We start from the raw sequence: 22,008 nt of genomic DNA on the forward strand, positions 1-22,008 counted from the left end.
GAACGTAATATGTGCGTTTCCAGGCATTTCGGTCAAGGCTTCAGGCAAGCGACAGGTTGGGCATCTTTGAATACGCGTAATTGTGTACGAATATTTCACGCTTTTCGTTATATCGTAACGATATGAACGGCAAGCCAATGATGTTGGGGTGATATGCGAGTTGATCTGGAGGTGGATGGCACGCTGGTGGCCGGGCTGCCGCGTTTTCAGCAGGCGGCCACACAGGGCAGGCGACTGCGGCGCTGGGCTTTTGGTCTTGGCGCATTGGCCGGGGCAGGCTGGGTGTTGGCGTTTTTCGTCGGGCTGTTTGCGCCGCAGTCATTGTGGCTGCCGCTGCTGGTTAATTTGAGCGCGGCGCTGCTGGTGTTGGTCGCCGGGCTGCAATCGGCGTGGTGGGTGACGCAATGGCGCGCGCGAGTGATGAATCCTGTTGTCCTGGCGCCGAATGCCGGTGGGGAGTTCTCTGCGCCGGAAGGTTGGTACGACCGGTTGCTGGATCGCCTCAGTCAGCGTGGCTTGCATATGCTCGGCCAGATCGGCGCAGCGACGCTGTGGTTAGGCGGCTGGGCGTTGTTAGTGGCGCTGAGCATCGAACAGGTGTGGAACCTCGCACTGCCCGCCGCAGCCGTTGGATTGTCCGCCACGGTGGGCGCGGCGTTGGCATTACTGCTGGCGTTCGGCTTGCTGGTGCTTGAGCGCCAACTGGCTCAGGAGAATCCTGCGCAATGGCCGGAAGCCGGTTCATTGGCGCAACTGACGCGCGTGGCGATCATCAGTCTGGTGCTCGGCGCGCTGTGTTTGTTGTTTGCTGGCGAGAATGCCGTTTGGCCAGTTCGCGTGTCTGTACTGATGGGTATCTTGCCGGGATTGGTCGCGATCGAGTTGCTATTGCGCGCCGTTCTTTCCGTCTTCAGCCCTCGTCGCGAACAGCTTGAGCCTACGTTGCTGGCGCGCAGTTTTGTTGCCGACATGCTGCGTTGGCCACCCCAGCCTTTACTCGCGTTGCAGCACGAATTGCACAACCGCTTTGGCATCGATCTGCGCCAGATCTGGGCGTTCAGTTATATGCGCCGAGCGTTTCTGCCGGTGCTGGCGCTTGTCGCAGCGGTGGGTTGGCTGCTCACCGGTATCCATGAAGTCCCCCTACAGGGTCGCGGCATTTATGAGCGTTTCGGCAAACCGGTGCAGGTGTTCGGCCCGGGATTGCACACAGGTTTGCCGTGGCCGTTGGGCCGAGTATTGATCGTCGAAAACGGCGTGGTGCACGAATTGGCCACCAGCGTTGGCGAAAACCCTGCGCCGCTGCAGGCCGATCCCGCCGAAGGCCCGGCGCCGATCACAGCCAACCGCTTGTGGGACGCCAGCCACGTCAACGACAAGTCGCAAGTCATCGCCAGCAGCCGTGGCGCTCAGCAGAGCTTTCAGATCGTCAATATGGACGTGCGTTTCGTCTATCGCATTGGCTTGACTGATCAGGCCGCGCTGGCCGCGACCTACAACAGTGCCGATGTGCCGACGCTGATTCGCAGCACGGCGAGCCGGATTCTGGTGCACGACTTTGCCTCGCGCACGCTCGACGGTTTGCTCGGTGAAGACCGGGTCGGGCTGGGCGAGGAGATCGGTCGCGCGGTGCAAAGTGATCTGCAACAACTCAACAGTGGCGTGGAAATTCTCGCCACGGTCGTTGAAGCCATTCACCCGCCGGCCGGTGCCGCCAATGCCTATCACAGCGTGCAAGCCGCGCAGATCGGCGCGCAAGCGTTGATTTCCCGTGAGCGTGGCGCGGCGGCCGAGGCGAGCAATCAGGCGCAATTGCAGGCCAGCCTTGCTCGCGATCAGGCCAGCGCCAATGCCCGCGAAACCAGTGCCACCGCGCAGGCGGCGGATCTGAAATTCACGGCCGAGCAAAAAGCCTACGCCAGTGCCGGTCAGGCTTTCGTGCTCGAGCAATATCTCGGTCAGCTCGGCCAAGGCCTGAGCAAAGCCAAATTGCTGGTACTCGATCATCGTCTCGGTGGCAGCAGCAATGGGCCGACTATCGATCTTCGGACTTTCACGCTGCCGGCTGACCCGACGCCCGCGCGTACCACCGCTCAACCAGGAGTCGCCCATTGAGCCAGTCACACACTCACGAACCGCATGATCACAGCGGCCACGATCACGGCCACGGCGGGCATCATCACCATCACCACGGAGCGCCGGAAGAGGCGGGGCCTTTTCCGTGGCGACGCATGGGGTGTGCCGTGTTGCTGGTGGCGTTCGCCATCGCAGCAGCGAGCCTGGTGCAAGTGCGCTCGGGCGAAGCCACGGTCATCACGCGTTTTGGTAACCCCGCGCGGGTGTTGCTTGATCCGGGTTTGAGTTGGCGCTGGCCGGCGCCATTCGAGGCGGCGATTCCGGTGGATTTACGTTTGCGCACCACCTCTAGCGGCTTGCAGGATGTCGGCACTCGCGACGGTTTACGCATCATCGTCCAGGCCTATGTGGCGTGGCAGGTGCAGGGTGATCCAGACAATGTGCAGCGCTTCATGCGCGCGGTGCAGAACCAGCCAGATGAAGCGGCACGGCAGATCCGCACTTTTGTCGGCTCGGCGCTGGAAACCACGGCCAGCAGCTTCGATCTGGCCAATCTGGTGAACACCGATGCCAGTCAGGTGCATATCGCCGATTTTGAAGCGCAGTTGCGTCAGCAGATCGATCAGCAATTGCTCGCGACCTATGGCGTGCGCGTCGTGCAAGTCGGCATCGAGCGTTTGACCTTGCCGTCTGTAACACTCACCGCCACTGTCGATCGCATGCGCGCCGAGCGTGAAACAATCGCTACCGAACGTACGGCGATCGGCAAACGTGAAGCTGCGCAGATCCGTTCCGCTGCTGAACGCGATGCGCGAATTGTGCAGGCTGATGCGACAGTGAAAGCCGCAGAAATCGAGGCGCAGTCTCGCGTGGAAGCGGCGCAGATTTATGGCCGTGCTTACGCCAGTTCGCCGCAGCTCTACAACTTGCTGCGCTCGCTGGACACCCTTGGCACCATCGTCACCCCGGAAACAAAACTGATCTTGCGCACTGACGCGGCGCCATTCCGCGTGCTGGTCGACGGCCCGCCAACACTCGACAGTAAATCCGGATCGCAACCATGAGTGAAGAAGTTCCACGTGGAACACATTCGCTGAACAGTCCGTGGGTTCAGGCCGGTCGTTTGGCATTTCTCGCCCTGTACGCGGTGACGGTGTTGGCCGCTTTGGCTTGGGCATTTTCCAATGTGCGGCAGATCGATCCGCAGAATCGTGCTGTGGTTTTGCACTTTGGTGCACTGGATCGCGTGCAGAACGCCGGGCTGTTGCTGGCTTGGCCACAGCCGTTCGAACAGGTGGTTTTGTTGCCAGCCGCGGATCGGGTGATCGAGCGGCGGGTGGAAAATCTTCTGCGCAGCGATGAGGCACTCAAGGCTGATCGGGTCGCTTCCTTTGCCACACCACTGAGCGACGCACTGGCCGGATCTGGTTATTTATTGACCGGTGATGCCGGCGTCGTGCAACTGGATGTGCGGGTGTTCTACAAAGTCACCTTCCCCTATGACTTCGTGTTGCAGGCTGAGCATGTGCTGCCGGCGCTCGATCGGTTGGTCACTCGCAGTGCCGTGGCACTGACTGCCGCCAGAGATCTGGACACCATTCTGGTCGCTCGTCCGGAATTGATCGGCGCCGACAACCAGGCTGCCGAACGGCGTGAGAGATTGCGCGGTGATCTGGTACAGGGCATCAACAAACGCTTGGCCGAGTTGAAGGCGAGCGGGCAGGGCATCGGGATTGAAGTGGCGCGGGTCGATGTGCAATCGAGTCTGCCCAACCCTGCGGTCAGTGCATTTAACGCGGTATTGACCGCCAGCCAGCAGGCCGACAAAGCCGTGGCCAATGCGCGTACCGACGCCGAGAAACTCACCCAAACCGCCAACGAACAGGCCGACCGCACACTGCAGGTTGCTCACGCGCAGGCTGGTGAACGCTTGGCCAAAGCCTCTGCCGACACTGCCACGGTGTCGAGTCTGGCCAAAAATACAGACCCGCAAATGCTCCTGCGTCTGTACCGCGAGCGTATGCCGAAGATTCTCGGTCAGGCCGGATCGGTCACCACGGTCGACCCGAAAGACGATTCCCGCCTGATCATTCAGGGAGCCAGTAAATGACTGCGACGACCGCTGCACCGAGCCTGTTGTCCTCGGCCGAACAACGCCGCGCCGCACGGCAACTGACTTTGGCGATGCTCGCGCTGGGCCTTCTTGGTCTGGGGCTGATCTGGCGCTGGCTGGTTCCGGAGCAAACCGGGGTCAGCCAGTTGTTGCTCGGTTTCGCCTCTTTGTTGGTCGCCGTGCCGGTGATGCGTTCGGCATGGTACAGCCTGCGTTATCCGAGCCTGCACGGCATCACTGATCAGCTGATTGCCTTGGCCATGCTCGGGGCGTGGGCGACTGGCGATCTGCTGACGGCGGCATTGCTGCCGATCATCATGATCTTCGGTCATGTCCTGGAGGAGCGCAGCGTCATCGGCTCGCAGGAGGCGATTCACGCCCTCGGCCAACTGACCCGCAGCCATGCGCGCAAGGTTCAGGCCGACGGCTCGATCATTGAAGTAGACAACGGCACGCTGAAATCCGGCGACACCGTTGAGGTGCGCGCGGGGGATCGGGTGCCGGCGGATGGTCGGGTTTTGTCCGGTCAGGCCAGTCTCGATACGGCTTCGATTACCGGTGAATCAGTGCCAGTCGAGGCGGGTGTCGGCATGACGGTGTTCGGCGGTGCGATCAACCTCGACGGTTTGTTGCGCATCGAAGTGACCCGCACCGGCGATGAGTCGACCCTCGGTAAAGTCATCGCACTGATGCAGAACGCCGAGCGTTCGAAGCCACCGATCACCCGGTTGCTCGAACGTTACGCCGGTAGCTACATGGTGCTGGTGTTGTTGCTGGCAGCGGTGACCTGGTTTATCACCAACGATGCGCAGGCCATGCTCGCCGTGCTGGTAGCCGCGTGTCCGTGCGCGTTGGTGTTGTCCGCTCCGGCGACGGCGATTGCCGGTGTCGCGGTGGCAGCGCGTCACGGGATTCTGATTCGCAGTTCGGCGTTCCTCGAAGAACTGGCTGATCTGACATCGCTGGTCGTCGACAAGACCGGGACGCTGACTTATGGCACCTTGCGTTTGCAGTCGATCAACAGCCCACAGGCACAGTCGTCTGCGGTCATGGCGCTTGCCGCTAGCCTCGGCGCGGCGAGTAGTCATCCGGTCAGTCGGGCACTCGCAGGGTTGGTCAGTCAGGACCAGTATCTAACGCTGAGTGATATTCACGAGCGTCAGGGGCTCGGTGTAGTCGCCATGACCGGGCAGGGCGAAGCGGCGCTCGGTCGGCCAGAATTGTTCGCGCAACTGGGTATTGCCACGACCAAGGTTCCCGATCACGACGGCCCGATCGCCGGTCTGGCGCTGAACGGTGAATTCCTCGCCTGGCTGTTGCTCGCTGACAGCGTCAAACCGGAAGCCCGGTTTGCCCTCAGTGAATTGCGTGAGTTGGGCCTTGGGCGACAACTGTTGCTCACAGGCGATCGACACAGCGTGGCTCAATCGATGGCCAAAGAGGTCGGTTTGCATGAGGTCGAAGCCCAGGCGTTGCCCGAGGACAAACTCAATCGCGTGCTCAGGGAAATCGACAATGGTTTCCGGCCAATGGTGGTCGGTGACGGCATTAATGATTCGCTCGCGCTGAAGGCGGGAGTGGTCGGTGTGGCAATGGGCGCCGGTGGTGCAGACATAGCGTTGGCCTCGGCCGACATCGTTTTGATCGGCAGCGACCTGCGCCGGCTCGGCACCTGCGTGCGCCTCAGCCGCCAATGTCGCCGGACATTGCAGGTCAATGTGATCATCGGTCTGGGCTGGACGCTGGCCATTGTGGTGTTTGCCGCATTCGGCTGGTTGGGTGCAGCAGGGGCGATGATTGCGGCGCTGCTGCATAACCTCAGCACCTTGCTGGTACTCGGAAATGCCGGGCGGTTGCTGCGCTTTCAAGAGCCGCTACTAAAACTCAAGGAAGACCTTTGACATTATTTTTCGATCCGCTGTAACGCCGTCGGGGCGGCTCTCTCTAGTGCTATGTCGGGACTGAACAAACCTTTCAGCCGACACCCCTGACGATTACCGAGGATAAGAAAAATGACGATCAAATCCGCTGCTGCTGGTGCCGCTCTCGCTTTGGCTGCCGCCACAATGTTTGCCGGTGTTGCCACCAACGCAATGGCTGCCGATGCCAACGTGCATTGCTATGGCGTGAACGGCTGCAAAGGCCAGAATGACTGCAAGACCAAAGACCACGCCTGCAAAGGCATGGGTGCCTGTAAAGGCCAGGGCTTCAAGGCAATGACTCAGGCGGCGTGTGAACAGGCCGGTGGCAAGGTCGGCGAATAACTGACCGGCAAGTGTCGCCGCAGTGGATGGTTCCACTGCGGCCACTTTTTATCAGGAGTTCGCCGCATGTCTGTTTCCATTCCCTCCCTGGGCTACGGCCTGGGTTTGCGTAGCGCTTATTACCAGCAGATCCTTGAGCAGTCGCCAAATGTCGACTGGTTCGAAGTGGTCTCGGAAAATTTCATGGTGCAGGGCGGCAAGGCCCTGTATTACCTTGATGCGATCGCCGAGCGTTATCCGTTGGTGATGCACGGTGTATCTCTGTCTATCGGCGGGCCGCATGCCCTCGATCCGGACTATCTCAAACAACTCAAGCAACTGGCCAATCGGGTCCGACCTGCATGGATCTCCGATCATCTGTGCTGGAGCCGTGGCAATGCCCATCAGTTACATGATCTGCTGCCGCTGCCTTACACCGAAGAAAGCCTGGATTACATTGCCGCTCGGGTGATGCAGGTTCAGGATGTTTTGCAGCGTCCGTTGGTTCTGGAGAACGTCTCCAGTTATGTCCGTGCCGCCTCTGATGATTTCACTGAGTGGGAATTTCTCGCTTTGCTTAGCCGCGTGAGCGGGTGCGAATTGCTGCTCGACGTGAACAATGTCTACGTCAGTTCACGCAATCATGGCTTCGATCCGTGGGTCTTTATCAGTAGCCTGCCCGTCGATAAAGTCCGCCAACTGCATCTGGCAGGGCACAGCGATTATGGTGACTACGTGATCGACACCCATGACCATCCGGTGAGCGATCCGGTCTGGGCGCTGTACCAACGCACGCTCGAACATTTCGGCCCGGTGGCCACGTTGCTGGAACGCGACGATCATTTTCCGCCCTTCGACGAATTGCTCGATGAACTGCAAAAGGCCCGTCAGCTGGGGAATAAGGCTCTGGCCGGGAGGCAGCAATGCGCCTGAAAGAGTGGCAACTGGCATTCGAATCCTTTCTGCTCGAAGAAGACACCGGCGCAAATCTGACCCTGAGCAGGAGCCTGATCGGTGGCCCGACACTGGATGTCGAAACGGGCTTGGCGATCTATCACAACGCTTACAAAGCGCGCTTGCTGGAAGTCTTGCGCAATGACTTTCCGACGATCCTGCACTGGATGGGTGATGAAGAATTCGAAGCGCTCGCCATGGCGTACATCCGTCAGTGTCCATCAACGCACTACAGCCTGCGCTGGTTGGGCAGAAGCTTCGAAGGCTTTGTCCGCGAGTATCTGGTGCCGGAGCAGAGTGCGCCGCTGGCCGAGATGATCGCGCTCGAATGGGCTTTCACCCTGGCTTTCGATGCACCTTTTGGTGAACCGCTGACGATTGAAGCCATGGTCGCCCTCGCTCCGGAAGAATGGCCAGAGCTGCGGGTCAGACCGGTGCCGTCCCTGCAGTGGCTGGAGTGCCGCTGCAATAGTCTTTCAATGTGGCGCGCGGTAAAGGAAGAATCGGAATTCCCTGACAGCATGGCGCTCGAAATCCCACAGATCTGCCTGATCTGGCGCAACCAGTTGATCTGCAGTTACCGCAGCCTCGATCCGGCGCAAGCCACGGCCCTCGATGGCTTGCTCAACCAAGGATGGAGTTTCGCCGAACTGTGCGCCGAGTTAGCAGTCACTTATGGTGAGGGCGCGCCACTTCAAGCCGTTACCTGGCTGAAACAGTGGATTCAGGAAGGCTTGTTGGAGCGTCTGCAACGATAGATAAGGCTAATCAAATCGATAGCCTGCTATTTTTCCGGGATGGTCTACCCTCAGATCTGACGTCTGAAACAAGGGGGATTTTCCATGCTCGTGCAACTTCCACCGGCCTTACAGAATCTGCAGCTTCCGCTTCGCCTGCGACTCTGGGATGGCCATGAGTTTAATCTGGGGCCGGCGCCCAGCGTCACCATCGTGGTAAAGGACCCGCAGATGGTCAGCCAGTTCACCCACCCAAGCCTGGATGCGCTCGGAGCGGCATTCGTTGAAGGCAAACTTGAACTGGAGGGTTCGATCAGCGAAGTCATCCGGGTCTGCGACGAATTGAGCAACGCTTTGCTCGGCGAAGATGACGACAGTCAGCCAGTACGTTCGGTGCACGACAAGGAAACCGACGCCAAAGCCATTTCCTACCACTATGACCTGTCCAATGCGTTCTACCAGCTTTGGCTGGACAGCGACATGGCGTATTCCTGCGCGTACTTCGAAACGGGCAGCGAAACCCTCGAACAAGCGCAACAAGCCAAATTCCGACATTTATGCCGCAAGCTGCGCTTGCAGCCAGGCGACTACCTGCTGGATGTCGGTTGCGGCTGGGGTGGGTTGGCGCGGTATGCCGCGCGGGAATTCGGCGCAAAAGTCTTTGGCATCACCCTGAGCAAAGAACAGCTGGAATTGGCGCGTGAGCGGGTCAAGGTCGAAGGCCTGGAAGACCAGATCGAACTGCAGTTGCTCGACTACCGCGATTTGCCCCAGGACGGGCGTTTCGACAAAGTGGTCAGTGTCGGCATGTTCGAACATGTCGGTCACGCCAATCTCGCCGAGTACTGCAAAACCCTGTTCGGCGCGGTGAAGGAGGGCGGCCTGGTGATGAACCATGGTATTACCGCCAAACACACTGATGGCCGACCGGTAGGACGCGGTGCCGGGGAGTTTATCGAGAAGTACGTGTTTCCCAACGGTGAGTTGCCGCACGTGGCGATGATTTCGGCCGAGATCAGCGAAGCCGGCCTGGAGATTGTCGACGTCGAAAGTCTGCGCCTGCATTACGCGCGCACGCTGGATCACTGGAGCGAGCGGCTGGAGGACAATCTCGAAGCCGCCGGCAAACTGGTACCGGATCAAGCGCTGCGCATCTGGCGTTTGTACCTGGCCGGCTGCGCCTATGCGTTCGCGCGTGGCTGGATCAATCTGCACCAGATCCTCGCGGTAAAGGCCCACCCGGATGGCAGCCATGAACTGCCGTGGACTCGCGACGACATCTATAACCCTTAACACTGAATAATCCTCTCTCCCTTTGGGAGAGGGTCAGGGTGAGGGGTTTTTAGAGAATCGGCGAAATCAGCCGGGCGATCCGCATGCCGACCTGTTGCAGGCGGTGGATCTCCCGGCTTTCTTCCTTGGCGATTTCATAGGCTTGTTCGAAATCCTCTTTGAGCATGTTTTCCACACTGGCGGCAAAGTCACTGTCGACGGTCAGCAGCATCACTTCGAAATTCAGCCGGAATGAGCGGTTGTCCAGATTGGCGCTGCCGATGGCGCTGATCTCGCTGTCGATCAACACCACTTTCTGATGCAGGAAACCGGGTTCGTAGCGGAATACCCGCACGCCGGCGCGCACGGCTTCAAATGCGTAAAGGCTGGAAGCGGCGTAGACGATGCGGTGATCGGGACGCGACGGCAGTAGCAATCGAACATCGACCCCACGCAACACGGCCAAACGCAATGCAGCGAACACGGCTTCATCAGGGATGAAATACGGGCTGGTGATCCACACTCGCTCGGTCGCCGCGTGAATCGCTTCGACAAAGAACAGCGAGCAGGTTTCGTAGGCATCCGCCGGGCCGCTGGCGAGCAATTGGCAGAGCACGCCGTCATCCGGGTATTCGTCGGGCAGGATCAGCGGCGGCAGGGTACGCGCAGCCCAGAACCAGTCTTCGGCGAAGGATTCCTGCATACACGCGACGACCGGGCCACGTACCTTCACATGGGTATCGCGCCAAGGTGCCAGTGGTGGTTTTTCGCCCATGTATTCATCGCCGACGTTATGTCCACCGACAAAGCCGACCACGCCATCGACCACGACGATCTTGCGGTGGTTACGGAAGTTGACCTGAAAGCGATTGAGCCAGCCGCTGCGTGTGGCGAATGCTTTGACCTCGACGCCGCCATCGCGCAATGCCTGCACATAACTGTGGGGCAGGGCGTGGCTGCCGATGCCGTCGTAGAGCAGGTGAATAGACACGCCTTCGGCGGCTTTCCTCAGTAACAGATCGCGCAGGCGCTGGCCGAGCCGATCATCGTGAATGATGAAAAACTGGATCAGCACCGCTTCTTTCGCTTGATCGATCGCCTGGAAGATCGCGTCGAAAGTGGCCGCACCGTTTATCAACAGTTGCACTTGATTGTTCGCCAGGCACGGCATGCGACCGAGTTTGGGCATGGCGCGTAACGAGGCGTAGGCATTCGAGGCGCGCGCAGTCAGTGCCTCTTCCACCCACGGACGCCAGTTCAATTCGGAGATGGCCTGACGCATCTGTTCATTCGCCTGGCGCCGCGCCTTGATGTATCCATCAAAGGTGCTGCGGCCGAACACCAGGTACGGAATAAGCGTGAGGTAGGGAATGAAGATCAGCGACAATGCCCAAGCGATCGAGCCTTGAGCCGTGCGTACGGTGAGTACCGCGTGGATGGCAGCGATCAAGCCGAGGGTGTGTATCAGGGCGATCAGATAACCGAAAATGTGCGGTCCAAAATAATCCATGGGGCAGCCTTGCTCCGGAAGATTCAATGCTTAACAGACCATGTTCTGTCGCGAATGTCGCTATTTAATTGGTGCATGAACCGAAGCAATCGGCCGACGTCTAACGGCCACTACTGATCAGGAGTTTTTCGATGAACGTTCGTCTGCTGGGTTTGGCGCTGGGCCTGGGTTTGGCATTGCCGGTGGTTGCGCAGGCGCAGATGCTGCAGCCGGGGCTGTGGGAAATGACATCGAGCAACGTCAAGGTCGATGACCAGCCGATGGATGTGCAATCGATCCTCGGTCAACTGCAAGGTCAGATGACCCCGCAACAACGTGCGGCGCTGGAGAAGAACGGGATCAACATCGGCGGCAAAGGTATCCGCGCGTGTCTGACGCCGCAGCAAGTGGCGACCAACGATATCCCGCTGGCCGATCCGCAATCGGGTTGCAAACAGCAGATCACCGAGCGCAGCGGCAACCAATGGAAATTCCGTTTCAGTTGCCCGAAAGCGCAGGGCACCGGGGTGGCGACGTTCCTCAGTGATCGTGAGTTCACCACTGTGGCCAACGGCACGTTCAACGCGATCGGGATCAACCAGAAGGGCAGTCTCGAGACTCGCGCGGTTTGGCTGGGCCAGGATTGCGGCGCTGTGAAACCTCGCGCGTAAAACATTCCATGTAGGAGCTGCGGGACGCTGCGATCTTTTGATCTTGATTTTACAAAAGGATCAAAAGATCGCAGCCTCGTTTCACTCGTCAGCTCCTACAGGGGTTTGAATCAACGCATAAACCTCAGCGCCAATCCTCGACACGCCTCATTCACCTGACCCTCCCGCCAGGCAATCTGCCCCGAAACAATCGTCGTATTCACCCGATGCCGAAAGCTGCACCCGGCAAACGGCGTCCATCCGCACTGCGACAGAATCGGTTGCCGATCGACCTCCAGCGTTTGCCGTTCAACCAGCACCAGATCCGCCCAATACCCCTCACGCGAATACCCACGATCCGGAATCGCAAACAGATCCGCGACGCGATGGCTGGTCTTCGCCACCAAGGTCGTGATCGGCAAAATTCCATCCGCCACCAGCTCCATTAACGCGGGCAACGCATGCTGTACCAGCGGTAATCCGGAAGGCGCCTGCGCATAAGCTCGCTGCTTTTCTTCCCAGGTATGTGGCGCATGGTCACTGCCGATCACGTCCAGTAGATTGCTGTTCAGGGCCGCGCGCAACGCATCGCGATCGGCCTGAGTCTTGATCGCCGGGTTGCACTTGATCAAGTTTCCAAGGCTTGAGTAATCGCGATCATCGAACAGCAAATGATGCAGACAGACTTCAGCGGTGATGCGTTTCTGCGCTAGGGGTTTGTCCTCGAACAACGTCAGTTCACGCGCCGTGGTCAGGTGCAAAACATGCAGGCGCGTGCCGTGACGTTGCGCCAGCTCCACCGCCAGTGAAGAGGATCGATAACATGCCTCGGCATCGCGGATAAGCGGGTGAGCGCCGGGCGGTATTCGCTCACCGAACAACTCACGCAGATTGGCCGCGTTGGCGTCGATACTCGGAGTATGTTCGCAGTGGGCCAACAGGATCGTTGGCACTTCCGCGAACAGTCGCTCAAGAATTTGCGGATCATCCATTAGCATGTTGCCGGTGGACGCGCCCATGAACACTTTCACCCCAGCCACTTCGCAGGGATTGAGCGCGGCGACCGTATCGAGGTTGTCGCGGCTCACGCCAAAGTGAAAGCCGTAATTGGCCACCGAACCGAGCGCCGCCCGGCGCTTTTTGTCGGCCAGCGCTGCGAGGGTGAGGGTGGCCGGGTTGGTATTGGGCATGTCCATGAAACTGGTGATACCGCCGGCAACCGCCGCCCGAGATTCGCTATGAATGCTGCCCTTGGCTGGCGCACCGGGCTCACGAAAATGCACCTGGTCATCGATCATTCCCGGCAACAGCCATTGGCCATTCGCGTCGATTTCCACCTTGGCGTTTTCGCCTTCGATGCTGTGGGCAATCTTGACGATGCGCCCGTTGCTGACCAACAGATCGCCGTCGAACTCGCGTCCTTCATTGACCAGCCTTGCGTTGCGAATCAGCACGCTGCTCATGGTTCAGAACTCGTTCTGCAAGGCTTTGTACCCGCGCACCAGATCGACGTTGGTGCGCGCCACGTCTTCGGAAAACTCCGAGGCACTGACACTCACTGGCGGGAATAACGAGAGGTCGGTGTTCGGGCCGATGCGAGTAGTCGAGGGCACATAAAAGGCGTCCGGCAAATCGCGACCATCGACCACCGAGTTGTGCCGCACCACGCAACCATTGCCGACGATGCAGTTGAACAACACGCTGTTGAAGCCGATGAACACGCGGTTGCCCACGACGCAGGGGCCGTGGACGATCGAGCGGTGGGCAATGGAAGTGAACTCACCAATGGTCACTGCTGCGCCGGATTTGGAATGGATGACTACGCCGTCCTGGATATTCGAATTGGCGCCGATGGTGATCGGCTCCATTGCACCCGAGGCGTCCACTTCGTCGGCGCGGATCACCGCGTAGGGACCGACGAACACGTTCTCGCCGATCACCACTTTGCCGCAGATGATTGCGGTTTTGTCGACGTAGGCTGACTCGGCAATTTGTGGCAAATCACCTGAAGGATTCTTGCGGATCATGGTTGGCTCAGCGCGTTGTAGAGGGTGTCGAGGTTGTATTCGAACAGCCCGGTGAAGGTGCTGGCGGGGCCGCTGGCGGCGAGGGCGTCGGAGTAGAGCGTGCCACCAATGTGCGCGCCGCTTTCGTCGGCGATCTGTTTGAGCAGGCGCGCGTCTTTGATGTTTTCCATGAATACTGCTTTGACGTGAGCTTGGCGAATCTGGGTAATCAGCGCAGCGACTTCCGCGGCCGATGGCTCTCGTTCTGTGGACAAGCCTTGCGGTGCCATGAAGTCGATGCCGTACGCCTGGCCGAGATAACCGAAGGCATCGTGGCTGGTGACGATTTTGCGGTTGCCCGGAGGCAGCGCACCGAGTTTGTTTTTGGCCTCGGCGAGCAGGGCGTAGATCTGCTTCAGATAGATTTTGCTGTTGCGTTCGTAGTCGGCTTTGTTCGCAGGATCTGCAGTGACCAGTGCCTTGGTGATATTGGCGATATACAACTCGGCGTTCGCCAGATTATGCCAGGCGTGTGGGTCGGGAACGGTTTCGCCGTCCTCATCCAGCGAGCGGGGAATCACGCCGTGACTGGCACTGATGACCGTGGCTTTAGTGTCGGTGCTGGTGACCAGACGATCCAGCCACGGCTCGAAACCGAGGCCGTTCTTGATGATCAATCTTGCGCCAAGCAATGCTTTGGCATCGTCCGGTGTCGGCTCGTAGGTGTGTGCGTCAGCGTCCGGGCCGACCATGTTGGTGATCTGGATATGCTCGCCGCCGACCTGATGCACCATGTCGGCGAGGATGCTGAAGCTGGTGACCACCGGTAATTTTTCCGCCGCCGACAAGGACATCGACAGCATCAGGCTAAGCAACACGAGTAGAGCGCGCATCGGGAAACACCTCATTGGGATGTGAGCAAAGGCGGGCGGCGCAACAAACCGTGGACCGGCCCGAACACCACGGACAGCAGATAACCGACACCGGCGACCAATACGATGGCCGGGCCGCTGGGCAACGAGCAGCAGAACGACAGCAGCAAGCCAAGCCACACCGAGAGGCAACCGATGACGGCCGCGATGGCCATCAGGATCGGCAGACGGCGGCTCCAGAATCGCGAAGCGGCGGCGGGAAGCATCATCAGTCCAACCACCATCAGAGCGCCGATTGCCTGGAAGCCGATCACCAGGTTGAGTACGACCAGAGTCAGAAAGACGCCGTGGGCGATGGGGCCGAGGCGGCTGACGGTTCTCAGGAACAGCGGGTCGAGGGTGTCGAGCAACAGCGGCTTGTAGATCAGCGCCATGGCGACCAGGCTGAATCCCGAAACCCATAACATGCCGGTGAGGGTCGGGCCGTCGACGGCCAGTGCTGAGCCGAACAGCAGATGCAACAGGTCAAGGCGTTTGCCGGCGATGCCGAGTATCAGTACGCCGCTGGCGAGGGAAATGGGATAGATCGCGGCGAGGCTGGCGTCTTCGCGCAGGCCGGTGCGGCGGGTGATCCAGGCGGCGAGGCCGGCCATGCTCAGGCCGGCCCCGAGACCTCCGAGCGTCAGTGCAGGCAGGCTGAGTCCGGCAAACCAGAAACCCAGTGCGGCGCCGGGAAGTATTCCGTGGGCCACCGCGTCACCGATCAGGCTCATTCGCCGCAGGATCAAAAACACGCCGAGCGGCGCAGTGCTGCACGCCAATACCAAGCCGCCGAGCAGGGCGCGGCGCATGAATAAAAATTCGTTGAACGGCTGCCAGAAATGGGCGACGGCGAGCATCAGGCCACCTGCGTGTGAGGGGTTTGCCGGATCAACTCGTTGCTGGCTCCGAACACGCATTCGTGGTTTTTGATCAGCAAGGTTTGCGGGATGTGCTGGCGTACGGCGGCGAGGTCGTGGCACACGACGACCAGTGTTCGACCTTCGCCATGCCAGGTATGGATGTGCTGCCAAAGCAGTTGTTGGCCGAGCTCATCGAGTGCGGCGTGGGGTTCGTCGAGCAACAACACTGGAGCGTCGGTCAGACTCAGGCGGGCGAGCAGGGCACGTTGCAGTTCTCCACCGGACAGGGCCATGAGTGGACGCTCCCCGAGTCCGCTGAGGTGCCAGTTTTCCAGTGCGTCTTTCAGACGTTGTGCGCGCAATCGTGTTGAAAGCCGTCGGCCCCAGAAACCGGCGCAGATCAGTTCTTCCAGGCTGATGGGGAATTGTCGGTCGAGATGCTGTTGCTGGGGCAGGAATGACAACCCGCTTTGACGTGGAACACTGAGGGCAACGTTGCCTGCCAAAGGTTTTTGCAATCCGGCGATGACTTTCAGCAGGCTGCTCTTGCCGCAGCCATTGGCACCGATGATCGCGGTCAGGCTGCCGCTGTCGAACTCAATACTCAGCGGGCTCGTCAGTGGTTGACCGGGGGCGCCCCAACTCAGCGATTGGCAGCGGATCATGCTTGTTCACGCTGCCAGTGGCTTTCGGCGACGGCGTCGTGGGCGTGTAGGCTTTCGGCGTGAATGACCCGCAGATTGAATCCGCTGACTCCTGGGGTGCGACGCAATGCCATATTCAGACGGCGCGCGGCATCTTCACAGAACATCAGGTTCTGGCCGTTGGCGAGGGCGAAGGCTTGTTCGTCCGCGCGCTTTACTGCGGTTTGTACAGCGGTGCCAAGGGCCGCCTCGGCGTCATTGATGATCACGCTCAGCGGCAATTCATCGATGAATTCGTCTAGGTGCAGATGCAATTGCGCAATGCTGCGTTGGCTGTGAGGTGTGGCGACGATGCCTTGAGTCGAGCCTAGCCATGCCAAAACGTCTGCGTGCTGAAGACCTTTGTTGGCGAAGTCGTCGATAAATTGTTGCTGGATCAACTGCCGCGCCAACGCCGCTGAGCAAGGGCAAGTCGAAGAGTAGGGCACGTCAATTTTGAGTTCCACGTGGAACATTTGATTTTTCAGGCTTGCCGAAATAGTCGTCGGATAGGATTTCCAGCCGGCCAACGGGCTGATTAGCGCGGGGCGTTTCAGCAGTAAGTCGCAGTGAATATTCACGTACGCACAGTTGGATAACCCCTGGTGGCTTTCTAGAAAGCGCTTGAGTACTTCGTGCAGGAGAGCGGGTGTCAGGCGTTCCTGTTCGAGTATCTCCAGGGCCAAATACAGCCGCGACATATGAATGCCGCGCGCCTCGCCATCATCAAGGCTCACTCCAGCGTCAGCCTTGGCATTCAGGTGTTGGCCTTCCAACAAAACGGGTAATGCGATGCCTTGCATCCCCACCCATTCGAGTGGCAAAGCTTGGCGAGCGGTCTGCGCGGCGATATCCGGGAGTGAAAGCGAATTCATGTTCGGGACCATCATGGTGATTCAATTCAATGTTACATTATAACAATTCAAATCACGATGTCTTTTTCATGAACAGGTTTTCATATGCACAGACGTCAAGTGCTCAATCTGATTTTGGCCAGCGCCGCTTTTGCTTTGCCCTTCAGCGTGTCTGCTACGCAAATTCGTCAGGCACGACTTTGGCGATCTGAGGACAAAGTGCGGTTGGTGTTCGATTTGAGTGGGCCGGTCAGCTACAAGACCTTCACGCTCAGTGCGCCTGAACGACTCATCATTGATGTGAGTGGGGCAAGCTTGGGTGGGGATTTCAGCCACTTGGCGCTGAATGACACGGTGATACGCGCGATCCGATCCGGGCCCTTTGGTCAGGGCGATACGCGAATTGTTCTGGATCTGAGCAGTCCGGTATTACTGAACAGCTTTCTTTTAGCGCCGCAAGACGGGCAAAGTCATCGCTTGGTATTGGACTTGGTCAGCGCAAAACTGATTCAAATAGCTCCAAAGGTTCCACGTGAAACACCGCAGATCAGTGCTCATCCGAAGCGCGACATCGTCGTAGTCGTCGATCCGGGACATGGCGGAAAGGATCCCGGCGCGGTCGGCGCCAAGGGCGAACGCGAAAAAGATGTAGTGCTTTCCATCGCGCAGATGCTGGCTAAGCGTCTGAAAAAAGAGAAAGGCTTCGACGTAAAACTGGTACGCAATGACGACTTTTTCGTTCCATTGCGCAAGCGCGTGGCGATCGCCCGTCAGCACAAAGCCGACATTTTTATCTCGGTGCATGCCGATGCAGCGCCGCGTCTGACGGCTTCTGGCGCATCGGTGTATTGCCTTTCTGAGGGGGGCGCAACGTCGGCGACTGCGCGCTTCATGGCGCAGCGAGAGAACGGCGCGGACCTGCTCGGTGCAACGAGTCTGCTCAACTTGAAAGATAAAGACCCGATGCTCGCCGGGGTGATTCTCGACATGTCGATGAATGCAACGATTGCCGCTAGTTTGCAGCTTGGCAGTACGGTGCTGGGCAGCCTTGCCGACATTACGACTCTGCACCAGAAGCGCGTGGAACAAGCTGGATTCGCAGTGTTGAAATCGCCGGACGTGCCCTCAATCCTTGTGGAAACCGGCTTTATTTCCAATGCGCGGGACAGCCAGCGATTGGTCACCGCTCGGCATCAGCAAGCCGTGGCGGACGGTTTGTTCAAAGGATTGCAGCGCTACTTTGAAAAGAATCCCCCCGTCGACAGTCACCTGGCCTGGCAGCAGGCGCAGCGAGAGGCTCAGGTTTAACAGCCGGTAATCCGGCTGCAGGTGAATTTCGCGCTGCTACCACCCGAGCTGGAGAAGCGATTGATCGTCGTCCAGCCGACACGTCGTGTGTAGCCCACCCAAGCTTCGCCGTCAGAAGCGATGCCGGTGAAGAACGTCAGTTGCCCGAAACGGCTATTGGTTTGCGCCCAATAACGCTGGCCGGCCTTTTCAAACCCACGCAGATAAAGCGTGTTGCCGACGGTGTTGACGCTATAGGCGTTGCCGTCGGCATCGACGCAGGCCAACAGATTTGCGCTGCGTGTGCAGGCCGCAAGCGCCGGCATCTGAGCCGATGCATTGCCGATCATCAACAATCCAAGGCTCAACAACGAGCATTTCAGCGCATTTTTCATTGCGAATTCCGGAGTGGTATCGGCTCAGCTTCCTGCGGTTTATCGCTTAGGACAAGAGGAGGGCTGGTTTATTTACATTGTTATACTATAACATAAAAGATAACCGAGCCTGAGCAGGCCGATTTCAAGCGTTTACGTTCAGCGCAACCCTTCGCATGAAGCACAAAAACGCCAAGCGCCAGCAAAGCGCTAATCGCTTGCCATTAAAAGAGGATTATCCAATGTCAGCCGAGCTGCCCGTTACCGTACTTTCAGGATTTCTTGGCGCTGGAAAAAGTACACTTTTGAATTACGTACTACGTAATCGAAAGGGTTTGCGGGTAGCAGTCATCGTCAATGATATGAGCGAGATCAATATTGATGGCAGCGAAGTTCAGCGTGATGTCAGCTTAAACCGCGCAGAAGAAAAAATAGTCGAAATGAGCAACGGTTGTATCTGCTGTACGTTACGCGAAGACCTGCTGGAAGAGGTCAGTAAGCTCGCCCGTGAGGGCCGCTTCGATTACTTGTTGATCGAATCCACCGGAATCTCCGAACCACTGCCCGTGGCCGAAACCTTTACCTTCCGCGATGAACATGGCCAGAGCCTCTCCGACATCGCGCGTCTCGACACCATGGTCACTGTAGTCGACGGCTTGAATTTCCTGCCGGACTACCACGCGGCAGAGAGTCTCGCCTCCCGTGGCGAGATTCTCGGCGAAGAAGACGAACGCTCGATCACCGATCTGTTGATCGAACAAATCGAATTCGCCGACGTGCTGTTGATCAGCAAGATCGACCTGATCAGCCAGCCCGAGCGTGAGGAATTGATCGCCATCCTCAAACGCCTCAACGCCCAAGCCGAAATCATTCCGATGGTGATGGGCGAAGTGCCGCTGGAGAAGATCCTCAATACCGGTCGTTTCGATTTCGACAGAGCCGCGCAAGCACCGGGCTGGCTGCAGGAATTGCGCGGTGAGCACGTGCCGGAAACCGATGAATACGGCATCGCTTCCACAGCCTACCGCGCACGCCGACCCTTTCACCCGGAGCGCTTCTTCAACTTCATCGACCGTCCGTGGCTGAACGGCAAGTTGCTGCGCTCCAAAGGCTTCTTCTGGCTCGCAAGCAAACCCAGCGACGCCGGCAGCTGGTCGCAGGCCGGCGGTTTGATGCGCCACGGTTTTGCCGGGCGCTGGTGGCGCTTCGTGCCGAAGGAGCAGTGGCCACAAGATCAGGAAAGCACCGCAGCCATCATGGAAAACTGGACGCCAAGCGTTGGCGACTGTCGCCAAGAGTTGGTGTTCATCGGTCAGAACATCGATTTCCTGCAGCTTTCTGCCGAACTCGATGCCTGCCTGCTCACCGATGAAGAAATGGCCCTTGGCGTAGAGGGATGGCGATTGCTGGCGGATCCGTTCGGCTCTTGGCACGAAGAGGCTGCCTGATGCTTGCACTCAAACTGCTGCAAAACCGTACCCGCCATCAACATCAAGGCCCGACGCCGAAAACACTGGCACGGATTCTGGAAGACGACACCAACCTCGCCGTCTGGCAGCGCCAACTGCCTTTGCACATCAGCGAATTTGCCCACTTGCTACTGTCGCTCAACGAGCCTCTGGCGGAGTCGCTGAGTCTGGAGTTGCCAGATGAGGACGCGGAACCTGATCTTGCTGGTCTGGCCTTGGGCTTGCGCGATCTGGAGGGTTACGAAGGCTTTATCGCCGATCTGAAATGGTTAGTCAGCGCCTTTGCCTGCTTGCTCGGTGCGCGGCGCATCGGCCTGCGCCTGCGGGTGCTGGATAAAGCCATGTGCCCGCGCTTCCACGTTGATCATGTGCCGGTGCGGCTGATCACGACCTACGCCGGCGTTGGCAGCCAATGGCTCAAGGAAGGCGCGATGGATCGCAGTCAATTGGGACAGGCCAACGCCGAACCCCAAGCGCAAATACAGCAACTCAAGAGCGGCGACGTCGCCTTACTGAAAGGCGAGAAATGGCACGGCAATGAAGGTTTTGGATTGATTCACCGTTCGCCGCAACCGGCTGCAGGCGAGCGTCGTCTGATACTGACCCTCGACTGGCTCGGTTGACGCCTCAAGGCTTGAGCCAAGAACCCTGGCTCTGGCCCTCGCAATACGGCTTCAGATACGCGGCATCGGTGGCGACGCCGTAATAGTGGATATCCTGGCGATAAGGCATATTGGCGACTTGCGCGTTGCGGCACACGCCAAACGCGCCGCTCGGGCACTGGTCGACGTATTGCACCTCGACTTTTTGCCCGGCCAGGGTTGGCTGGCAGAAGCCGTCGTTGAACAGTTTTTCAGGAATATTGCGGTTCTGCTGACAGACTTTGACGTCGAGCCGCTCGCCCTGACTGTGCACCACGCAGGCCTGAGCCCACGCTTCACTCGACAGCAGCGTCAACAGCAACGACCATCCCATCCAACGCATCTTTGAATCTCCCAAGAAAGCTCCCGGCCATGTTGCAGAACATTCCTACCCATGTCATTGCTGGCCCTTTGGGCGCCGGCAAGACCAGCCTGATTCGCCAGCTCATGGCCCAGCGGCCAGAAGGTGAGCGTTGGGCGGTGCTGATCAACGAGTTCGGCCAGATCGGCCTCGATGCTGCGCTGCTGACCCGCGATGCCGATGGTGTCGCACTCGGCGAAGTGGCCGGGGGCTGCCTGTGCTGTGTCAATGGCGCGCCGTTTCAGATCGGCCTCGGGCGTTTGTTGCGCAAGGCAAAGCCGGATCGATTGTTCATCGAGCCTTCCGGGTTGGGTCATCCGGCGCAATTGATTAAACAGTTGAGTGAGGCGCCGTGGCTGGGTGTACTGGCGGTGCAGCCGTGTGTTCTGGTGCTGGATGCTCAGGCGCTGGAAGCGGGGAAACCGTTGCCGGCAGCGCAACAGGAAGCCTTGGCAACCGCTGGCCTGCTGTTGTTGAACAAGGCTGAAAACCTTGATGACAGGGCCAGGGAAAAAATCGCCAGCCAGTTGCCGGCAGTGCCGTTGATCTGGACTCGAGAGGCGCAATTAAGCCTGAGCGAGCTGCCGGGCCTGACCGCAAAAGCGGTCAATGGTGTGGATAACCTGGCCGTACCCAAGGGATCAGGACAAATACCGGCCGTCTGGACTGATCCGACGCTGCCGATTTGCTTGAGTCAGGCGCAGGAGGGCGGCTGGAGCATTGGTTGGCGTTGGCATCCGGGGCAAACGTTCGACAAGCGGCGCATCGCTGACTGGCTCGCACGCCTCAATTGGCAGCGGGCGAAGCTGGTTATCCACAGCACGGAGGGTTGGGTGTCTGCGAATGCTTTGGATAACGGACAGCTGATTTGGCAGGTCAGTGAGTGGCGAAAGGATTCGCGGATTGAGCTGATCTTCGTCGATCCGCAAAACATTGATGAGCTGCAGCAGGGTTTGTCGGGGTGTCGGGAAAGTTAGATCAAAAGGTCGCAGCCTTCGGCAGCTCCTACATGGGATTCCCTGTAG

At 58.9% G+C, this 22,008-nt stretch carries 22 protein-coding genes; 13 read left to right on the plus strand and 9 right to left on the minus strand.

The annotated features are described in order from the left end of the window. The first annotated feature begins 153 nt into the window (after window positions 1-153). From hflK (ACI514_RS25605) to cfaB, 8 genes are all read left to right on the plus strand, one after another. On the plus strand, window positions 154-2,115 hold the full coding sequence (hflK, locus tag ACI514_RS25605; RefSeq protein WP_405122615.1) for a protease modulator HflK: 1,962 nt from the start codon (window positions 154-156) through the stop codon (window positions 2,113-2,115). Continuing rightward, window positions 2,112-3,140, plus strand: a complete 1,029-nt coding sequence (gene hflC / locus ACI514_RS25610; RefSeq protein ID WP_160060003.1) for a protease modulator HflC — start codon at window positions 2,112-2,114, stop codon at window positions 3,138-3,140. Before hflK (ACI514_RS25605) ends, hflC begins: the two co-directional genes overlap by 4 nt. Beyond that, on the plus strand, window positions 3,137-4,186 hold the full coding sequence (gene hflK / locus ACI514_RS25615) for a protease modulator HflK (RefSeq protein WP_405122616.1): 1,050 nt from the start codon (window positions 3,137-3,139) through the stop codon (window positions 4,184-4,186). The genes hflC and hflK (ACI514_RS25615) overlap by 4 nt, the downstream gene beginning before the upstream one ends. Next, window positions 4,183-6,090 (plus strand): heavy metal translocating P-type ATPase, encoded by a 1,908-nt coding sequence (locus ACI514_RS25620; RefSeq protein ID WP_405122617.1) that lies wholly within the window; start codon window positions 4,183-4,185, stop codon window positions 6,088-6,090. The genes hflK (ACI514_RS25615) and ACI514_RS25620 overlap by 4 nt, the downstream gene beginning before the upstream one ends. Before the next feature lie 111 nt (window positions 6,091-6,201). Next, window positions 6,202-6,453 (plus strand): hypothetical protein, encoded by a 252-nt coding sequence (locus ACI514_RS25625; protein WP_160060000.1) that lies wholly within the window; start codon window positions 6,202-6,204, stop codon window positions 6,451-6,453. Window positions 6,454-6,519: 66 nt separating this feature from the next. Beyond that, window positions 6,520-7,365, plus strand: a complete 846-nt coding sequence (locus tag ACI514_RS25630; RefSeq protein ID WP_160059999.1) for a DUF692 domain-containing protein — start codon at window positions 6,520-6,522, stop codon at window positions 7,363-7,365. After that, window positions 7,356-8,144 carry a putative DNA-binding domain-containing protein gene (locus ACI514_RS25635; RefSeq protein WP_405122618.1) on the plus strand — a complete coding sequence of 263 codons (789 nt, stop codon included), beginning with the start codon at window positions 7,356-7,358 and terminating at the stop codon, window positions 8,142-8,144. The genes ACI514_RS25630 and ACI514_RS25635 overlap by 10 nt, the downstream gene beginning before the upstream one ends. Before the next feature lie 84 nt (window positions 8,145-8,228). Beyond that, complete coding sequence (gene cfaB / locus ACI514_RS25640; RefSeq protein WP_405122619.1) at window positions 8,229-9,416, plus strand: C17 cyclopropane fatty acid synthase CfaB; 1,188 nt, start codon at window positions 8,229-8,231, stop codon at window positions 9,414-9,416. Window positions 9,417-9,465: 49 nt separating this feature from the next. Here cfaB and cls read toward each other — a convergent pair whose 3' ends face one another. Next, complete coding sequence (gene cls, locus ACI514_RS25645) at window positions 9,466-10,905, minus strand: cardiolipin synthase (protein ID WP_405122620.1); 1,440 nt, start codon at window positions 10,903-10,905, stop codon at window positions 9,466-9,468. Between the two features lie 131 nt (window positions 10,906-11,036). On the opposite strand from cls, the gene ACI514_RS25650 reads away from it, so the two are divergent. After that, entirely contained in the window at window positions 11,037-11,555 is a 519-nt protein-coding gene (locus ACI514_RS25650) for a DUF3617 domain-containing protein (protein ID WP_095119725.1), read from the plus strand. 110 nt (window positions 11,556-11,665) lie between these two features. On the opposite strand, the gene ACI514_RS25655 is transcribed toward ACI514_RS25650, so the two are convergent. From ACI514_RS25655 to folE2, 6 genes are read right to left on the minus strand one after another with little or no spacing between them, the layout of a single operon-like run. Next, complete coding sequence (locus ACI514_RS25655; RefSeq protein WP_405122621.1) at window positions 11,666-12,997, minus strand: dihydroorotase; 1,332 nt, start codon at window positions 12,995-12,997, stop codon at window positions 11,666-11,668. A gap of 3 nt (window positions 12,998-13,000) precedes the next feature. Further along, entirely contained in the window at window positions 13,001-13,561 is a 561-nt protein-coding gene (locus ACI514_RS25660; protein ID WP_160059994.1) for a carbonate dehydratase, read from the minus strand. After that, entirely contained in the window at window positions 13,558-14,433 is an 876-nt protein-coding gene (locus ACI514_RS25665) for a metal ABC transporter substrate-binding protein (protein ID WP_405122622.1), read from the minus strand. Before ACI514_RS25665 ends, ACI514_RS25660 begins: the two co-directional genes overlap by 4 nt. A gap of 11 nt (window positions 14,434-14,444) precedes the next feature. Then, entirely contained in the window at window positions 14,445-15,311 is an 867-nt protein-coding gene (locus ACI514_RS25670; RefSeq protein WP_405122623.1) for a metal ABC transporter permease, read from the minus strand. Beyond that, window positions 15,311-15,979 carry a metal ABC transporter ATP-binding protein gene (locus tag ACI514_RS25675; RefSeq protein ID WP_405122624.1) on the minus strand — a complete coding sequence of 223 codons (669 nt, stop codon included), beginning with the start codon at window positions 15,977-15,979 and terminating at the stop codon, window positions 15,311-15,313. Before ACI514_RS25675 ends, ACI514_RS25670 begins: the two co-directional genes overlap by 1 nt. Beyond that, window positions 15,976-16,872 (minus strand): GTP cyclohydrolase FolE2, encoded by an 897-nt coding sequence (gene folE2, locus ACI514_RS25680; protein WP_160059990.1) that lies wholly within the window; start codon window positions 16,870-16,872, stop codon window positions 15,976-15,978. Before folE2 ends, ACI514_RS25675 begins: the two co-directional genes overlap by 4 nt. An 84-nt stretch (window positions 16,873-16,956) precedes the next feature. On the opposite strand from folE2, the gene ACI514_RS25685 reads away from it, so the two are divergent. Further along, window positions 16,957-18,159, plus strand: coding sequence for an N-acetylmuramoyl-L-alanine amidase (locus tag ACI514_RS25685; protein ID WP_405122625.1), 1,203 nt, complete (start codon window positions 16,957-16,959; stop codon window positions 18,157-18,159). Here the strand turns inward: ACI514_RS25685 and ACI514_RS25690 are convergent. After that, a complete protein-coding gene (locus ACI514_RS25690) occupies window positions 18,156-18,533 on the minus strand; it encodes a glutamine synthetase (protein ID WP_405122626.1) in 378 nt (125 codons plus the stop codon). The two genes, ACI514_RS25685 and ACI514_RS25690, sit on opposite strands and share 4 nt — an antisense overlap. A gap of 221 nt (window positions 18,534-18,754) precedes the next feature. On the opposite strand from ACI514_RS25690, the gene zigA reads away from it, so the two are divergent. Together zigA and ACI514_RS25700 are read left to right on the plus strand one after the other, a co-directional pair. Then, window positions 18,755-19,960: a zinc metallochaperone GTPase ZigA gene (zigA, locus tag ACI514_RS25695; RefSeq protein ID WP_160059987.1), complete on the plus strand. Its 1,206-nt coding sequence runs from the start codon at window positions 18,755-18,757 to the stop codon at window positions 19,958-19,960. Continuing rightward, window positions 19,960-20,604 (plus strand): DUF1826 domain-containing protein, encoded by a 645-nt coding sequence (locus ACI514_RS25700; RefSeq protein ID WP_160059986.1) that lies wholly within the window; start codon window positions 19,960-19,962, stop codon window positions 20,602-20,604. The genes zigA and ACI514_RS25700 overlap by 1 nt, the downstream gene beginning before the upstream one ends. Before the next feature lie 4 nt (window positions 20,605-20,608). On the opposite strand, the gene ACI514_RS25705 is transcribed toward ACI514_RS25700, so the two are convergent. Beyond that, complete coding sequence (locus ACI514_RS25705; RefSeq protein ID WP_160059985.1) at window positions 20,609-20,965, minus strand: NADH:ubiquinone oxidoreductase; 357 nt, start codon at window positions 20,963-20,965, stop codon at window positions 20,609-20,611. 29 nt (window positions 20,966-20,994) lie between these two features. Between ACI514_RS25705 and ACI514_RS25710 the strand changes: the two genes are divergently transcribed. Further along, window positions 20,995-21,960, plus strand: coding sequence for a CobW family GTP-binding protein (locus tag ACI514_RS25710; protein ID WP_405122627.1), 966 nt, complete (start codon window positions 20,995-20,997; stop codon window positions 21,958-21,960). Window positions 21,961-22,008 lie beyond the last annotated feature (48 nt).

The organism is Pseudomonas sp. M20 (assembly GCF_045037865.1).
Taxonomy (GTDB): Bacteria; Pseudomonadota; Gammaproteobacteria; order Pseudomonadales; family Pseudomonadaceae; genus Aquipseudomonas.

What these genes read in the sequence shown, in the direction of transcription:
- ACI514_RS25710 (WP_405122627.1), top strand. Translation starts at nt 20,995, where the DNA reads ATGTTGCAGAACATTCCTACCCATGTCATTGCTGGCCCTTTGGGCGCC.
- ACI514_RS25700 (WP_160059986.1), top strand. Translation starts at nt 19,960, where the DNA reads ATGCTTGCACTCAAACTGCTGCAAAACCGTACCCGCCATCAACATCAA.
- cfaB (WP_405122619.1), top strand. Translation starts at nt 8,229, where the DNA reads ATGCTCGTGCAACTTCCACCGGCCTTACAGAATCTGCAGCTTCCGCTT.
- ACI514_RS25690 (WP_405122626.1), bottom strand. Translation starts at nt 18,533, where the DNA reads ATGAAAAATGCGCTGAAATGCTCGTTGTTGAGCCTTGGATTGTTGATG.
- ACI514_RS25635 (WP_405122618.1), top strand. Translation starts at nt 7,356, where the DNA reads ATGCGCCTGAAAGAGTGGCAACTGGCATTCGAATCCTTTCTGCTCGAA.
- ACI514_RS25625 (WP_160060000.1), top strand. Translation starts at nt 6,202, where the DNA reads ATGACGATCAAATCCGCTGCTGCTGGTGCCGCTCTCGCTTTGGCTGCC.
- ACI514_RS25650 (WP_095119725.1), top strand. Translation starts at nt 11,037, where the DNA reads ATGAACGTTCGTCTGCTGGGTTTGGCGCTGGGCCTGGGTTTGGCATTG.
- ACI514_RS25685 (WP_405122625.1), top strand. Translation starts at nt 16,957, where the DNA reads ATGCACAGACGTCAAGTGCTCAATCTGATTTTGGCCAGCGCCGCTTTT.
- ACI514_RS25620 (WP_405122617.1), top strand. Translation starts at nt 4,183, where the DNA reads ATGACTGCGACGACCGCTGCACCGAGCCTGTTGTCCTCGGCCGAACAA.
- ACI514_RS25665 (WP_405122622.1), bottom strand. Translation starts at nt 14,433, where the DNA reads ATGCGCGCTCTACTCGTGTTGCTTAGCCTGATGCTGTCGATGTCCTTG.
- folE2 (WP_160059990.1), bottom strand. Translation starts at nt 16,872, where the DNA reads ATGAATTCGCTTTCACTCCCGGATATCGCCGCGCAGACCGCTCGCCAA.
- cls (WP_405122620.1), bottom strand. Translation starts at nt 10,905, where the DNA reads ATGGATTATTTTGGACCGCACATTTTCGGTTATCTGATCGCCCTGATA.
- ACI514_RS25660 (WP_160059994.1), bottom strand. Translation starts at nt 13,561, where the DNA reads ATGATCCGCAAGAATCCTTCAGGTGATTTGCCACAAATTGCCGAGTCA.
- ACI514_RS25630 (WP_160059999.1), top strand. Translation starts at nt 6,520, where the DNA reads ATGTCTGTTTCCATTCCCTCCCTGGGCTACGGCCTGGGTTTGCGTAGC.
- ACI514_RS25675 (WP_405122624.1), bottom strand. Translation starts at nt 15,979, where the DNA reads ATGATCCGCTGCCAATCGCTGAGTTGGGGCGCCCCCGGTCAACCACTG.
- ACI514_RS25670 (WP_405122623.1), bottom strand. Translation starts at nt 15,311, where the DNA reads ATGCTCGCCGTCGCCCATTTCTGGCAGCCGTTCAACGAATTTTTATTC.
- ACI514_RS25655 (WP_405122621.1), bottom strand. Translation starts at nt 12,997, where the DNA reads ATGAGCAGCGTGCTGATTCGCAACGCAAGGCTGGTCAATGAAGGACGC.
- hflK (WP_405122615.1), top strand. Translation starts at nt 154, where the DNA reads ATGCGAGTTGATCTGGAGGTGGATGGCACGCTGGTGGCCGGGCTGCCG.
- hflK (WP_405122616.1), top strand. Translation starts at nt 3,137, where the DNA reads ATGAGTGAAGAAGTTCCACGTGGAACACATTCGCTGAACAGTCCGTGG.
- ACI514_RS25705 (WP_160059985.1), bottom strand. Translation starts at nt 20,965, where the DNA reads ATGCGTTGGATGGGATGGTCGTTGCTGTTGACGCTGCTGTCGAGTGAA.
- zigA (WP_160059987.1), top strand. Translation starts at nt 18,755, where the DNA reads ATGTCAGCCGAGCTGCCCGTTACCGTACTTTCAGGATTTCTTGGCGCT.